This window comes from Paraburkholderia sp. (assembly GCF_049581445.1).
Classification (GTDB): Bacteria; Pseudomonadota; Gammaproteobacteria; order Burkholderiales; family Burkholderiaceae; genus Paraburkholderia.
The window spans coordinates 1-14,065 of the sequence record NZ_JBAURZ010000068.1; the positions used below are offsets into that span (position 1 = coordinate 1).

Below are 14,065 nucleotides of genomic sequence, written 5' to 3' on the forward strand. Positions count from 1 at the left end.
GCGCCCGACCGCCGGGAAAACCCGCACAGCCTCGCCGCTGCCAGCCTTTGCGCCCTGCCCGCCCACCGGGCAGCGCACCGGCCAGTGCGGCTGACACCATACGTCAGCGTGTATCGGGCCAACAGGCCTTCTGACTTATACTGGAATTTTTCCCCGAACGAGCATCTCGCCATGCGTTTCGAAGGCTCCTCGCAGTACGTCGCCACCGACGACCTCAAGCTCGCGGTCAACGCCGCGATGACGTTGCAGCGGCCGCTGCTCATCAAGGGCGAGCCCGGCACCGGCAAGACGATGCTCGCCGAGGAAGTCGCGGCCGCGCTCGGCATGCCGCTGTTGCAGTGGCACATCAAGTCCACCACCAAGGCCCAGCAGGGCCTGTACGAATACGATGCGGTGTCGCGCCTGCGCGATTCGCAGCTTGGTGACGAGCGAGTCAAAGATATCCGCAATTACATCGTCAAAGGTGTTCTGTGGCAGGCGTTCGAAGCAGACGAGCAAACCGTGCTGCTGATCGACGAGATCGACAAGGCCGACATCGAATTCCCCAACGATCTGCTGCGCGAGCTCGACCGCATGGAGTTCTACGTCTACGAGACGCATGAACTGGTGCGCGCGAAACACCGTCCGCTGGTCATCATCACCTCGAACAACGAGAAGGAATTGCCCGACGCATTCCTGCGCCGCTGCTTCTTCCACTACATCAGGTTTCCCGACCCGGTGACAATGCAGCAGATCGTCGAGGTCCACTATCCGGGCATCAAGAAGGAACTGCTGGCTGCGGCGATGGCCAGTTTCTTCGAACTGCGCAATGTGTCGGGTCTGAAGAAGAAGCCGTCCACCTCGGAATTGCTCGACTGGCTCAAGCTTTTGCTCGCCGAAGACATTCCGCCCGAGGCGCTGCGCTCGTCGGATCACAAGCAGATCATTCCGCCGCTGCATGGCGCGCTGTTGAAGAACGAGCAGGACGTCGGCCTGTTCGAACGGCTTATCTTCATGAACCGCAATAACCGGTGATGTCCCGCGGTGGCATGGTAGCGGCAAGCGCGATCGTCCCGCTTACCGTGTGACCACCGGCCCGGCCGCGCAGGCGCAATCGTGTCGCCGCCGCGCTGAAACAGAGGAACCCGCATGCTGATCGACTTCTTTTATTCTTTGCGCGCCGCGAAACTACCTGTTTCCGTGAAGGAATATCTGACGCTGCTCGAAGCGCTCAAGGCCGGCGTCATTCCGCCTTCGCTCGACGAGTTCTACTACCTCGCGCGCCTCACGCTGGTCAAAGACGAGCAGTATTTCGACAAGTTCGATCAGGCGTTCGGCGCCTATTTCAACGGAGTGGCGCTGAAGTCGGAACTGGCTTTCGACGTACCGCTCGACTGGCTGAAAAAGAAACTGGAGCGCGATTTCTCGCCGGAAGAAAAAGCGCAGATCGAGGCGATGGGCGGTATCGACAAGTTGATGGAGCGTCTGAAAGAGCTTTTCGACGAGCAAAAAGAACGCCACGAAGGCGGCAACAAGTGGATCGGCACAGGCGGCACGTCGCCGTTCGGCCACGGCGGGTATAACCCGGAAGGCATCCGCATTGGCGGCGACGCGGCGGGCAACCGCACGGCGGTGAAGGTATGGGAAGCGCGTGCCTACCGCGACTATGACGATCAGGTCGAGATCGGCACGCGCAATATCAAGGTCGCGCTGCGGCGTTTGCGCCGTTTCGCGCGTGAAGGCGCCGCCGAGGAACTGGACCTGCCCGACACGATTCGCAGCACCGCCGCGAACGCCGGCTGGCTCGACCTGAAGATGGTGCCGGAGCGCCATAACAACGTGAAAGTGCTGATGCTGCTGGACGTAGGCGGCTCGATGGACGATCACATCAAGCGCACGGAAGAACTGTTCTCCGCTGCCAAGGCGGAGTTCAAGCACCTCGAGTTCTACTACTTCCACAACTGCGTGTACGACTTTCTGTGGAAGAACAACCGCCGCCGTCATGCAGAACGCATGCCCACGTGGGACGTGCTGCACAAGTTCACGCCCGACTACAAGCTGATTTTCGTCGGCGACGCCACGATGAGCCCGTACGAAGTGCTGCAGGCGGGCGGCTCGGTGGAATACAACAACCCGGAGGCGGGCGCAGTGTGGCTGCGGCGTCTTGCCGACCACTTCCCGCACCATGCGTGGCTGAATCCCGAGCCGGAAGGACTGTGGGAATACCGGCAATCGGTGTCGGTGATTCGTGAGGTGCTAGGTCACAGGATGTATCCTCTCACCCTCGCGGGGCTGGAAACCGCGATGCGCACGCTAAGCAAATGAGTTTTGCCCGCTGGTGCAAGCGCTAAAGACCTCTAAAGACCTCACCACCGAACCTCCGAGACAACCTGCATGCCTCCGTCGTCGTCCCCAGAGTTGACCCCATCCACGGCGCCACGCGCGCCCCTGAGACCATTTGCCGACACCTCCGTCTCGGCCGTGGTCGCCGGCTTCGTGGCGATGATGACGGGCTACACCAGCTCGCTCGTGCTGATGTTTCAGGCGGGCCAGGCCGCACACCTCTCCGATGCGCAGATTTCCTCGTGGATCTGGGCGTTGTCGATTGGCATGGCGCTGTGCACGATCGGGCTGTCGCTGCGCTTTCGCGCGCCGATCGTGATCGCCTGGTCGACCCCGGGCGCCGCATTGCTGGTGTCGTCGTTGCCGCATGTGGCGTATCCCGAGGCGATTGGCGCGTTCATCGTCTGCGCGCTGCTCCTCACCGTGGTCGGTTTGACCGGCTGGTTCGATACGCTGATGAAAAAGATTCCGGCCGGGATCGCCTCGGCGCTGCTTGCCGGCATCCTGTTCGAGATCGGCATCGAGATTTTCCGCGCCGCGCAATTCCAGACCGCGCTGGTGCTGGCGATGTTCTTCACGTACCTCATCATCAAGCGCCTTGCACCGCGCTATGCGATCGTCACTACGCTGATTGTCGGCACGGCAGTAGCGGGCGGCCTCGGGCTGCTCGACTTCAGCCACTTTCACGTCGCCCTCGCGCAGCCGGTCCTGACCGTGCCGGTATTCTCGGTCGCGGCGATCATCAGCATCGGCATTCCGCTCTTCGTCGTAGCGATGGCCTCGCAAAACGTGCCAGGCATCGCCGTGCTGCGCGCCGACGGCTATACGACCCCATCCGCGCCGCTGATCGCCACCACCGGCATCGCGTCGCTGGTACTCGCGCCGTTCGGCTCACACGGCATCAATCTTGCGGCGATTACTGCCGCCATCTGTACCGGCCCTGAAGCTCACGAGGACCACAAGAAACGCTACACCGCCGCGCTCTGGTGCGGCCTGTTCTACCTGATCGCCGGCATTTTCGGCGCGACCATTGCCGCCCTGTTCGCCTCGCTGCCCAAGGCGCTGGTGGTCTCCGTGGCCGCGCTCGCGCTGTTCGGCTCGATCATGAGCGGCCTTGCCAACGCCATGCAGGATCTGAAACAGCGCGAAGCCGCCCTGGTGACCTTCATGGTGACCGCGTCCGGCCTGACGCTGCTGTCGATCGGCTCGGCGTTCTGGGGGCTGGTGGCGGGCGTTCTGACGCAGCTCGTGCTAAACGCGCGACGGGCCTGAAAAGGCCTGCCAGCAGGATAAACGAGGCAGCGGATGCGAGTGAAAGAACCGCATCGTCCGATCCGCCATAGAATAGAAGTATCGGGCGGCATTTCCCGGCAAGATGATGGGCAATGCCGCAGCGTGAAATGCTGCCGCCACGCCAACCGAAGCAACCGCTCCGGTTGGTCAGCGGTGACAATCCTCCACCTTGGACCATTGCGCCTGTGCGCCCTAAAGGCTCGACATGACTACCGCACTCGATCAACTCAAGCAATTCACGATCGTCGTCGCCGATACCGGTGACTTCCAGCAGCTCGCCCAGTACAAACCGCGAGATGCGACGACCAATCCGTCGCTGATCCTGAAGGCTGTGCAGAAGGACGACTATCGCCCGCTGCTCGAAAAAACCGTGCGCGATCACGCGTCGAAGCCGGTCGGCGCCATCATCGATCATCTGCTGATCGCATTCGGCACCGAAATTCTTAAGATCATTCCGGGCCGCGTCTCGACCGAAGTCGACGCGCGCCTGTCGTTCAACGTCCAGGGCTCGATCGACAAGGGTCACGAGTTGATCAAGCTGTACGAAGCGGCCGGCATTGGCCGTGAACGCATCCTGATCAAGCTCGCGTCCACGTGGGAAGGCATCCGCGCCGCCGAGCAACTGCAAAAGGAAGGCATCCATTGCAACATGACGCTGCTGTTCTCGCTCGCCCAGGCCGCTGCCTGCGCCGAAGCGGGCGCACAGCTGATCTCGCCTTTCGTTGGCCGCATCTACGACTGGTACAAGAAGAACGCCGGCAGCGCCTGGGATGAGGCGAAGGACGGCGGCGCCAACGATCCGGGCGTGCACTCGGTGCGCCGCATCTATGCGTACTACAAGAAGTTCGGCTACAAGACCGAGGTGATGGGCGCGAGCTTCCGCACGCCGGGCCAGGTTCTGGAACTGGCGGGCTGCGACCTGCTGACCATCAGCCCCGACCTGCTGCAAAAGCTGCAGGACAGCACGGACAAGGTGGAGCGCAAGCTGTCGCCGGAAATGGGCGATAGCGGCAATATCGAACGGGTGCCGGTCGACGAATCGTCGTTCCGCTTCCTCGTCAACGACGAAGCCATGGCCACCGAGAAGCTCGCCGAAGGCATTCGCGCTTTTGCCGCGGACGCCGTCAAGCTGGAAAAGCTGATCGAAGAACTGCGTTAATCGCGCCGTTACACGCAACGCGTCGGGCCGCCCGGGTCTCGCGCGTTGCGGCATCGCTGAGCGCTCGCTGAGCTTCGTCAGGTTTTGGCGGCTTTCACCGAATTTCACAATCGACGCCACAGCGGACGACTACAATCGTTCGCTGTGGCGTTGTGCTGTCTGCCACGGCTGCGCATGACGGTAGCGTGCGCCGAGTTCATTTGACGATTCACGGGAGACGACGATGCAAATCCAGCCTTATGTATTTTTCGACGGCCGCTGCGAGGACGCGCTGCGCTTCTATGCCGACACACTTGGCGCCGAAGTGCTGTTCAAGATGCAATACAAGGACGCCCCGCCGGAAACCAACCGCCCCGCCGATCCGAAATCGGACGACAAGGTAATGCACGCCTCAGTGCGGATAGGTGAGTCGATCGTGATGATGTCCGACGACTGCATGAGCCCGCAGGTGATACACAGCGGTTTCAGCCTGTCGGTCACTGCTGACTCGCTGGCCGAAGGTGAGAAGCTTTTCAACGCGCTCGCGGAAGGTGGCAAAGTCAACATGCCATGGCAGGCGACGTTCTGGTCCAAGGGTTTCGGCATGCTGACCGACCAGTTCGGCGTTCACTGGATGGTGACGATCCCTGACGGCGCCTGAAGCGGCTGCGCGAATGCGCATTCACTGAGCCACGGCTCGGGATGCGCGTCGCCACAGCCTTAGGACGCGTGTCATTGCGGCTCTGGCGTCGCTTCGACACGCGTGCCGTGACGTTCGATGTTCCAGTTGGGCTCGGTTTCAAGCAGCAGCGTACGTAGCCGGTCGACCTGTTCGATGAAGCGCTCACCGAGCCAGTACGGCCCCTGAAGCTCCGGGGCGAGGTGCGGCGCTAGCGCACCAGGCGGCGCACAGACCGGCACCGGCTGCGGATTGAGAAAGCGCTTCGCGCCGCCGAAGCGCAGGCCGCGCGCCATCATAAGCAGCATGGCGCGCACCGCATGCGCCTCTACTCCGCATTGTTGCGCGAAGGCCGCGCGCGCTGCCGCATCGGCATGCACGAGGGTGCCGGTCGCCATGATTTCCAGCGCGCTCAGCATCGAACGGTGGACTCGCTGAATGGTCTCCAGCTTTCCCGATGGCAACTCGATTTCCTTCGCCACCGAGGGCATCAGCGTGCGCAACTGTATGAGCCGTTTGTTGAGTTCGAGGAATACCTTGACCTGCTCATCCTGGTCGAATAACGAACCACCCACGATCCGCGAGTAGATCCGCCCGCTGCTGCGCAGATTGTCTGCGAGCAGGTAACGCCACGAGTACGTCGCATGTAGCGGCAAGGCAAAGGAAAACGCCAGCGCGATCACAATGCCGATCAGTACATTCAATGTGCGCCACAAGCCCGTGCCGATCAGATTGTCGCCGTGGCCCGCGACGATGCACATGGTGATCGCCGTCAGCAAGCCGATGTAGCCCCCCTTGCCAATGGCGTACCAGGCACAGATGGCCGCCCCTAACGACATGAGCACATACGTGAGCCACAGCGAGCCGAACAGGTTTTGCTGCAGGATCAGCACCAGCCCGATCGACGCGCCGAGCAAGGTTCCGGCGGCGCGCTCAGCGGCTTTCTTGCGAATGTTACCGTGGTGCTGCAAGCCGCCGATCACCACCAGCACCGTCACCGACGACCATATGCCGTGTGGAATATCAATGCCGGTCGTGGCGATGATCGAGACCATCATCGCGAGGCCGACGCGCACGCTATGCAGCAACCTCGCGTGGCGGTAGCGGTAATACGGCGACGCAATCACCCGCACCATGCGGCTGAAGCCGGAGCGGCGGGGAATCAGGGGGTCGGAGTCAGCAGAGGCCATGGTCGCCCGGAAGCTAGAGACGCAATGGGGATATCGTGCACCAGAAAAGCAAAAACGCCCGCAAATTTTCGTCTGCGGGCGTGATCCATAGGAGGCGGTCGGGTTCTGGTGGCACGACCGAGGCTTAACTCTCGACGACGTCCAGATAATCTTCAGGACGGGTCCGATCTTCCGAGTGCTTCATACCCGCTGCGCGCACCAGCAGGCTTACTACGACCGACACCACCAGGTTGACGATCAGCGACCACACCGCGGCGTAGCCGGGAATCGCGATGCCAAACAGGTGGATCGTGAAGATCGAACTGGCGAGCTTCAACGAAATGGCCATCCACGTCCCCGTTGCAATGCCGACTGCCCAGCCGATCAAGAGGCCCCGGTAATCGAGCATGCGCGTGTAGAGGCCGAGCACAATCGCCGGCAACGTCTGGATGATCCAGATGCCGCCGAGCAACTGCAACTGGATCGCATACGTCAGCGGCAGCCCAAGAATAAACGCCACGGCGCCAACCTTGACGATCAACGAGACCAGCTTCGCGATGTTGGTCTCCTGCTCGTTGGTCATGTGGCGGTTGATAAACTCCTTGTGGATATTGCGCGTGTACAGGTTGGCCGCGGCGATCGACATGATAGCCGCCGGCACCAGCGCGCCGATACCAATGGCCGCAAACGCCACGCCGACGAACCACGACGGGAAGAAGTGCAGAAACAGCGCCGGCACCGCGAAGTTCGGGCCGAATGCCTTGAAGTACGGCACGAATTCCGGCATGTCCTTCACGCCCGCTGCCAATGCCATGAAGCCAAGCAGCGCGAGCAGACCGAGTACCAATGAGTACGCGGGCAGCATGGCCATATTGCGGCGGATCGTGTTGCCCGACTTCGACGACAGTACGGCGGTAATCGAATGCGGGTAGAGGAACAGCGCCAGCGCGGAGCCGACCGCCAATGTCGCATAGGCGCTATAGCCGTTCAGGCTTGACACGTCGGGGGCTTTCAACAGCAGCTTGGCCGGTGGCACCGCGGCGAAGATATGGCCAAAACCACCCAGTTGCGGCGGAATCACGATGACGGCGGCTATGATCGTCACGTAGATCAGCAGATCCTTGACCACCGCGATCATGGCCGGCGCGCGCAGGCCGGACGTGTAGGTGTAGGCCGCGAGAATCGCGAATGCAATGATTAGCGGCAAGTCGCCAACGAACCCGGTCGTGTCGAAACCGAGTGCGCCGATCACCACTTCAATACCGACCAGTTGCAGCGCGATGTACGGCATGGTCGCAATGATGCCGGTCAAGGCGATAGCCAGCGCGAGCATGCGACTGCCGTAGCGGGCGTTGACGAAGTCAGCCGAGGTGACGAAGCCCTGACGTTTCGCAATGCTCCATAGTTTGGGGAACACGACGAAGGCGAAAGGATAAATCAGGATCGTGTAAGGCAACGCGAAGAAACCCGTTGCGCCTGCACCGAAAACGAGCGCCGGAACAGCGACGAAGGTGTAAGCGGTATAAAGGTCGCCGCCAAGCAGGAACCACGTGACGATCGTACCGAAGCGCCGCCCACCGAGACCCCACTCTTCCAGATGCGCGAGATCGCCGCGCCGCCAGTGAGCCGCAATGAAGCCGAGAATGGTGACGCCAATAAAGAACAGAACGAATACGAAGGTGGCGATCTGATTCATTGCACGCCCCCTTGCGAGCGATCAGCTGAACGCTTCTTGGTCTTGAAGTAGACGAGCGCAGTGATGACGGCACTGATCAGCACCCACAGCAGCTGATACCAGTAGAAGAATGGGAAATCGAACAGTTGGGGTTCGACCTTGTTGTACGAAGGCACCCAGATCATTGCGATCCAGGGAAGCAACAGCAACCAGAGCCAGCGCTTGCTGGCCTTGTTCGCGCCGGCGTCTTGAGCCATCACGTCTCCTATGTCCTTTTATTGAATTGTGTCCCGTGGTCGGCGGGTGCTAAGCCCGACAGCGGACGCGCCACGGGTACCCCGAAAGCATTGAAAGAGTATAGGAGCCGCGAAGGTACGGTCAAGCAGGGCGGACCCGAGGCGCGTGGTGGATGACATGGCCACCCTGCGTTGAGCTGAAGCGGGAGTCCGCTTCGGTCTGCTTAGATGGTGAACGAACCGGCAGTCTGTCCCGTCGACTCCTGCAGACCCTTGATCCATTTGCGTGCAGGCAACCCGAGCGTCGTTTCGATGACTTTGGCGCGCGCCTGCAGCGTGGCAAACGGCACCTCGAGGGCCGGCCCCGAGAACGCGATGGCCACGCGGTTACCGTCGTGCACTTCGGGCAACGCGACCACGCGGCCGTCGAACGCTTCGTTCAGACGCTTCATGTTACGCACGAAGCTCGGATGGTCGCCGAACAGGTTCACTGTCACCACACCGGCTTCTGTCAGGCAGGCACGCACGGCGCGATAAAACGCGACGCTATCGAGCACCGGACCGCGTGCCGTGGCGTCATAGACATCAATTTGCAAGGTGCCGATGGTGCCGTGATTGGCGCGATCGTTGACGAAGTCCCATGCGTCGGTTTCATGCACCGTGAGACGTGCATCGTCATGCGGCAGTTCGAACATCGTGCGCGCTGCCACGACAACGGCCGGATTCAGTTCAACCGCTTCGACCTTCGCCTGCTTGAGGAAACGATAGGCAAACTTGGTCAGCGCCGCAGCGCCCAGGCCGAGTTGCACGATCCGCTTCGGGGTTTCGAGGAACAGCAGCCAGGCCATCATCTGCTGCGCGTATTCAAGCTCGATGTGATCGGGCTTGCGCAGGCGCATCGCACCCTGCACCCATTCCGTACCGAAATGCAGATAGCGCACGCCGCCCTCTTCCGAGAACGTCACCGGCGCGAAGCGACGCTTGCGCGGCGCTTCGATTTGCGGCGCGTCGTCGAGATCCTCGTCGCGTTCAGCGCGCTGGCTCGTGCGCGTCATTTTCTGTTTCGCGCCGGCGGGTTGGGCCTCTTTGTTGCGGAAGGCGCGCGCCTCGGCGGAAGCGCGCTTGATGAGTTTCGTCATGTGAGGATGTCGCGCCAGAGACGCAATTTTTGGTCGAACGAGAGCATAGCATTCGCCGGACTCGACGAAGGCAATACCAGGGTGGTGTAGCCCGCCGCGCCGATCACCGGCGCGAAGCGGCCCGCCGTCTTGCCGTTGAAGCAGACTTTGGCCAGCAGCGGCGCGTGGGCGCGCAGCGCGGCGAAATCGTTGGGGGTGGCGTTGCGGATCGCCACATCGAGGCTGCCCTCACGTTCGCACGCGGCGAGTACGTCCCACACGCCGATTTGATGATGCAGCAGACGCAACAGACGCTCTTCATAAGGCAGTTCGACGAGCGGTTCGTCGAGCACGGCGCCAAGCAGTTTCCAGAACTGGTTGCGCGGGTGAGCGTAGTACTGGGTCGCCGCCAGTGACGCCTCGCCTGGAAAGCTGCCAAGAATCAAGGTATGGGTGTCGTTGCCGACGACTGGCGGGAAGCCGCGCAGCATTAGCGCGTCACCTTGGGCTCGTGTTCACGAGGCGGGTCAATGCCAGGCTCGTTTGTATGTCCGCCTGGCGGCCCATTCACAAGCCCCGCTCTCACCACAGGATGCGCCCGCGACGCGGTATGCTCCAGCGCTCGCCCGTGTTCGCGTACATGCCCGCGCGGCGCACCCTGCAACGCCTGCCCGGACGAACCGGGCGAAGCACATGCGAGATGCGCCCACAATGCAGGCAACATGCATTCCGTAACCATCAGCGGTGCACTGTGACGCTCAAACACCGAGCGGCGTGCGACGAGCGCCTGTGGAGGCGCTCCGTCGAGTTCACATGCAGCCAATCGGTACAGTGGATGGCGTGCCGTGAGCCGGCGGCTCACCAGCGACGAGCGCGCCACGCTGCTGTCGCTGTACAGCAACTCGGCGAGCGGGCGCGTGCGCAAGCGTCGCATCGCCTGCCACACACCCACGCTTGCCGCCAGCGGCGCAATGCTATGAGCCGCAACAAACGGTATGCCGTCAACCGACAAAACCACTTCACGCACCCACACAGGCGCACGCCGTGCAACGTCGAGCGCTAGGTGCTCATCCGCCCAGGGCATTGCCACGGCTTCACGGGTGACACGCACAGCAACCGCGCCGAGCGTACGCAAGTGGGCGGTCAGCGAGCCACCGCGCGTGAGCCAGTCTTTCTGGTCGCGGGTGAAACCGGCTAAAGGCGCGACACGCCAATGGGTGTCGGCAGCATCGAAACGGATAGACATGGAGTCGGATTATAGCGGCCACGCGTAGGGATTCACCTCGCAAACACTCTAGAAAGTTCCCTTGGCTGCCGCTCGAACACTGAGCCGCATCAACCGATGCACCGTTTTCGGAGCGTTCCGATTCTCGGTGGCTAGCCGCTCGCGATAAAACAATGCGGCATGTAACGAGCCGGCGGTTCAGGCCGCCAATAGCGGCGGACACGCCATGTATCCAAAAATCGAAGGGGAACAACGAAAATGAGAAATCTACTGGGCGCCAGCGCGTGCGCGATGACAGTTCTGATGATGGCGGGTTGCGCTTCACCGCTGAACCTCTCCAAGGAGACCTCGCTGAACCAGGCCGCGGGCATCGAGGTAAAGCAGGTCGCCGACGGCGTGTCGGTGAAGCTCCCCGAAGCCGCACTATTCGACTTCGACAAATCCGACCTGCGTCCGGATGCGGTCAAGGTCATCAACCGTTCCGCGGTCCTGCTCAATCGCAGCAAGAAACCAGTTCTGGTCGAAGGTCACACCGACAATGTCGGCACGCTCGAATACAACCAGCAACTCTCGGAAGCCCGTGCCCAGGCAGTAGGATATTCACTAGTAGCTCGTGGCGTGGCCATCGCGCGTATCCGGACGAAGGGCGATGCTTATAACAAGCCCGTGGCCGGTAACGATACCCCTGAAGGACGGGCGTTGAACCGGCGCACCGAGATTCTCGTGCGCGGCGAGACCATGGACACGCTAATGGGTCGCTAAAAAAATCGGCCGCGGCGCGATTTGCGCTGCGGCCGATGATATCTGTCTGACGCTGAGCTTTTGCAGGTTATCGCTTCACACCCGTGCGTGATCCGCGACCCTTAGCGCCCGCAAGCGTGCGGCGACGCGCTCGACCACCGGCGCCCACGCACCAGGCTGCGGTTGCCGGTAAAGCACCACGGAATGGTACCAGCGCTGAGTCTCTGCCACGCCCCAACACCAGTGCGACACGTGATCGAGCATGGCTAGCACGGGCAGTCCGAGCGCACCGCCCAGATGCAACGGCGCGCTGTCGATGGTCAACAACGCATCGAGTGCAGTCACATGCGCTGCCACATCGTCGAAGCCCGCTGCGTAGTGCCCGGTCAGATCGCGTACGCGATAACCTTGCGCCGTCATTGCCGCGACATCCTCGGTAAGACCCGGCGTGAGCGGGTGAAACACGACATTGGGTAGCGTGAGGACCGGCGCCAGTTCGGCAAGCGGAATCGAGCGCTTCGTATCGCGTCGATGCGTAGGACTGCCGGACCACACCAGCCCGATCTGCAACGCGGCGGCATCCGCGCTGACTGGCTTCACCCGCTCGCGCCAATGCGCCACGCGTTCGTCATCAGCTTGCAGATAAGCGGCGGCGCCGACAGCTTCAGGCTGCAAGCCGAGCATGTACGGCACGCTCATCATGGGCAGGCAGTAATCCGGTTGGCCGAGCGGTCCATCCTCGATGGACACGCAGTCCACATAGTGCCGCGCGAACAGCGGCTGTAGCGCGCGGCGCACCACCAGCACCAGTCGCCCGCCTTCATCGTGCACGCGAGCCGCCAACTCGGGCAGAAACCGCACCATCTGGATATCGTCGCCGTTGCCCTGCTCACTGTGCACCATCAGTGTCTTGCCAGCGAGCGACTGACCGACCCAGCGTGGTGCGAGACGGGCCATGACCATCACAATGTTGTTAGCCGTGCGGTCGTCTCGCGCCAGTCTTCCTTCATAACGAGGCCATGCTGTTGACCAGTCGTCTCGCCGCAATTCAAGCTCCGCCAGATCGACTGCCGCCGTTGCGTCAGCGGGATCCACGTCGAGCGCAGCGTGCAGCGCGGTCTCGCTTTCGCGGTAGCGGGCCTGTTCGACAAGATATTGACCAATCGCAGTGAGGACTGCCGCATTGCCAGGCGCGGCGGCATCAACGGCGCGCATCGTCGCTTCGGCGGCTGCCGCGTCATTGCGTTGCCATTGCGCATGACTTAACTGCCAAGCGATTTCGCTATCCGCAGGACGCTTTGCCAGAACTTCGCGGCAAACCCGTTCGACGCCGTCCCAATCCTGGATCTCCCGATAGGCTAACGCGAGATGCAGCGGCAATGCCGAATGAATTTCCGGATTGAGCCCATAGGCCCGCGCCAGCGCTTCACGCCGCTCGACCTTGGCCGCTGTCCCAGGCAATTGGGCGATGCAGACCGCCAGCCACCAGGGCGCACGGGCGGCGTCCGGCACGCGGTGTTCATAGGCACGCAACAGATGCGCCGCCGCCGACCATGCGCTGCAGTGGTCGATCAACCAGACAATCCACTCAACTGTCTGCGCTTCGGGTTGCGCACTGACTGCCAGCTCGCTGTAGTGCCTCGCGATGTCATGCTTGCCGAGTGCGTCTGTAAACAACGCCAGTCGTGCATGGCGCACGCCGCTGTTCCCTTCCCTTTGCGCCAAGGATGCACTGTGATAAGCCTGCTCGACATATCCCGCGCTTGCGCAAAGATCGGCGTGCACCTGCGACGTCACACCGTCCTGCGTCAGCGAAATCGCACATTGCTGAGCCGCGTCGAAGCCTTGCTCGCGCAGCGTCGCCCAGACGAGATAGACAGGATCGGTTGAGATGGCTGAAGTGGGATTGGACATGAGAGAGATCACGCAGTGGCGAGGTGGCGAGCGTTCCAACGTCCAAGGCAACGTGTCGTGCCTGACAATCACCCGGACAAGCGAAACTGGAACATCACAGATTAGGCCTGCTTTGCGTTAGCGCATCTCATATTCAAATCTCAATATATCGTGGTTGCTAAACGTTAGTTAGTAAACCATACTGATTTTCGTTTGGCCAAACGACACCTCTTATCTCAAAGTCATACAGGAAAATAACCAAGGAGTACGGCTTGAACAAAAACGGAAAAGAAACGTCTGATCGCATTGCGCATCTCGCCGCTGTCGTACTGGCAAGACACAGTGCGTTCCACCTGGAAAAGGAACTGGCGGGCTCCGCGCTGGCGCAACATCACACGTCGAAGCAGACCAGCACCGCCATTGGCAGCCTCGCGGCGAAAGTGCTGGCCGATCACAACGCGTGTGTCGAAGCCAAGGAACTTGCGGGGTCCGTACTCTCGCAGGTCCGTCATTTGCATCAAATCGCTCACGGTGCGTAAGCCGTGAGTTTATGGTGGTTGAGTCCCTTTAAGTCCG

The 14,065-nt window shown here is 61.5% G+C and carries 14 protein-coding genes; 7 read left to right on the forward strand and 7 right to left on the reverse strand.

The window, feature by feature from the left end:
- The first annotated feature begins 171 nt into the window (after window positions 1–171).
- From WCA85_RS05230 to yjdN, 5 genes are all read left to right on the forward strand, one after another.
- Window positions 172–1,014 (forward strand): AAA family ATPase, encoded by an 843-nt coding sequence (locus WCA85_RS05230; RefSeq protein WP_424062154.1) that lies wholly within the window; start codon window positions 172–174, stop codon window positions 1,012–1,014.
- Between the two features lie 114 nt (window positions 1,015–1,128).
- A complete protein-coding gene (locus tag WCA85_RS05235) occupies window positions 1,129–2,304 on the forward strand; it encodes a vWA domain-containing protein (RefSeq protein ID WP_424062103.1) in 1,176 nt (391 codons plus the stop codon).
- 69 nt (window positions 2,305–2,373) lie between these two features.
- Window positions 2,374–3,594 carry a benzoate/H(+) symporter BenE family transporter gene (locus WCA85_RS05240; protein ID WP_424062104.1) on the forward strand — a complete coding sequence of 407 codons (1,221 nt, stop codon included), beginning with the start codon at window positions 2,374–2,376 and terminating at the stop codon, window positions 3,592–3,594.
- A gap of 226 nt (window positions 3,595–3,820) precedes the next feature.
- Entirely contained in the window at window positions 3,821–4,774 is a 954-nt protein-coding gene (gene tal / locus WCA85_RS05245; RefSeq protein ID WP_424062105.1) for a transaldolase, read from the forward strand.
- 223 nt (window positions 4,775–4,997) lie between these two features.
- Window positions 4,998–5,414 (forward strand): VOC family metalloprotein YjdN, encoded by a 417-nt coding sequence (gene yjdN, locus WCA85_RS05250; RefSeq protein ID WP_424062106.1) that lies wholly within the window; start codon window positions 4,998–5,000, stop codon window positions 5,412–5,414.
- 71 nt (window positions 5,415–5,485) lie between these two features.
- Here the strand turns inward: yjdN and WCA85_RS05255 are convergent, their stop codons facing one another.
- From WCA85_RS05255 to WCA85_RS05280, 6 genes are all read right to left on the reverse strand, one after another.
- Window positions 5,486–6,622 carry an FUSC family protein gene (locus WCA85_RS05255; protein ID WP_424062107.1) on the reverse strand — a complete coding sequence of 379 codons (1,137 nt, stop codon included), beginning with the start codon at window positions 6,620–6,622 and terminating at the stop codon, window positions 5,486–5,488.
- A 124-nt stretch (window positions 6,623–6,746) separates the two neighbouring features.
- Complete coding sequence (gene mctP, locus WCA85_RS05260; RefSeq protein WP_424062108.1) at window positions 6,747–8,297, reverse strand: monocarboxylate uptake permease MctP; 1,551 nt, start codon at window positions 8,295–8,297, stop codon at window positions 6,747–6,749.
- The gene (locus WCA85_RS05265) at window positions 8,294–8,533 is read right to left on the reverse strand and encodes a DUF3311 domain-containing protein (protein ID WP_424062109.1); all 240 of its coding nucleotides are present in this window, start codon (window positions 8,531–8,533) and stop codon (window positions 8,294–8,296) included. Before WCA85_RS05265 ends, mctP begins: the two co-directional genes overlap by 4 nt.
- 203 nt (window positions 8,534–8,736) lie before the next feature.
- Window positions 8,737–9,651: a spermidine synthase gene (locus tag WCA85_RS05270; RefSeq protein ID WP_424062110.1), complete on the reverse strand. Its 915-nt coding sequence runs from the start codon at window positions 9,649–9,651 to the stop codon at window positions 8,737–8,739.
- Complete coding sequence (locus tag WCA85_RS05275) at window positions 9,648–10,121, reverse strand: DNA-deoxyinosine glycosylase (RefSeq protein ID WP_424062111.1); 474 nt, start codon at window positions 10,119–10,121, stop codon at window positions 9,648–9,650. The genes WCA85_RS05270 and WCA85_RS05275 overlap by 4 nt, the downstream gene beginning before the upstream one ends.
- The gene (locus WCA85_RS05280; RefSeq protein ID WP_424062112.1) at window positions 10,121–10,876 is read right to left on the reverse strand and encodes a chorismate--pyruvate lyase family protein; all 756 of its coding nucleotides are present in this window, start codon (window positions 10,874–10,876) and stop codon (window positions 10,121–10,123) included. Before WCA85_RS05280 ends, WCA85_RS05275 begins: the two co-directional genes overlap by 1 nt.
- 237 nt (window positions 10,877–11,113) lie before the next feature.
- Between WCA85_RS05280 and WCA85_RS05285 the strand changes: the two genes are divergently transcribed.
- Window positions 11,114–11,617, forward strand: coding sequence for an OmpA family protein (locus WCA85_RS05285; protein WP_424062113.1), 504 nt, complete (start codon window positions 11,114–11,116; stop codon window positions 11,615–11,617).
- Between the two features lie 75 nt (window positions 11,618–11,692).
- On the opposite strand, the gene WCA85_RS05290 is transcribed toward WCA85_RS05285, so the two are convergent.
- Entirely contained in the window at window positions 11,693–13,510 is a 1,818-nt protein-coding gene (locus WCA85_RS05290; protein WP_424062114.1) for a hypothetical protein, read from the reverse strand.
- 251 nt (window positions 13,511–13,761) lie between these two features.
- On the opposite strand from WCA85_RS05290, the gene WCA85_RS05295 reads away from it, so the two are divergent.
- Window positions 13,762–14,028 carry a hypothetical protein gene (locus WCA85_RS05295; protein WP_424062115.1) on the forward strand — a complete coding sequence of 89 codons (267 nt, stop codon included), beginning with the start codon at window positions 13,762–13,764 and terminating at the stop codon, window positions 14,026–14,028.
- Window positions 14,029–14,065 lie beyond the last annotated feature (37 nt).

Bases quoted from the DNA above. Each gene is read 5' to 3' on its own strand.
- mctP (WP_424062108.1), bottom strand. From the start codon at position 8,297: ATGAATCAGATCGCCACCTTCGTATTCGTTCTGTTCTTTATTGGCGTC.
- tal (WP_424062105.1), top strand. From the start codon at position 3,821: ATGACTACCGCACTCGATCAACTCAAGCAATTCACGATCGTCGTCGCC.
- WCA85_RS05290 (WP_424062114.1), bottom strand. From the start codon at position 13,510: ATGTCCAATCCCACTTCAGCCATCTCAACCGATCCTGTCTATCTCGTC.
- WCA85_RS05240 (WP_424062104.1), top strand. From the start codon at position 2,374: ATGCCTCCGTCGTCGTCCCCAGAGTTGACCCCATCCACGGCGCCACGC.
- WCA85_RS05255 (WP_424062107.1), bottom strand. From the start codon at position 6,622: ATGGCCTCTGCTGACTCCGACCCCCTGATTCCCCGCCGCTCCGGCTTC.
- WCA85_RS05235 (WP_424062103.1), top strand. From the start codon at position 1,129: ATGCTGATCGACTTCTTTTATTCTTTGCGCGCCGCGAAACTACCTGTT.
- WCA85_RS05280 (WP_424062112.1), bottom strand. From the start codon at position 10,876: ATGTCTATCCGTTTCGATGCTGCCGACACCCATTGGCGTGTCGCGCCT.
- WCA85_RS05275 (WP_424062111.1), bottom strand. From the start codon at position 10,121: ATGCTGCGCGGCTTCCCGCCAGTCGTCGGCAACGACACCCATACCTTG.
- WCA85_RS05285 (WP_424062113.1), top strand. From the start codon at position 11,114: ATGAGAAATCTACTGGGCGCCAGCGCGTGCGCGATGACAGTTCTGATG.
- WCA85_RS05230 (WP_424062154.1), top strand. From the start codon at position 172: ATGCGTTTCGAAGGCTCCTCGCAGTACGTCGCCACCGACGACCTCAAG.
- WCA85_RS05270 (WP_424062110.1), bottom strand. From the start codon at position 9,651: ATGACGAAACTCATCAAGCGCGCTTCCGCCGAGGCGCGCGCCTTCCGC.
- WCA85_RS05265 (WP_424062109.1), bottom strand. From the start codon at position 8,533: ATGGCTCAAGACGCCGGCGCGAACAAGGCCAGCAAGCGCTGGCTCTGG.
- yjdN (WP_424062106.1), top strand. From the start codon at position 4,998: ATGCAAATCCAGCCTTATGTATTTTTCGACGGCCGCTGCGAGGACGCG.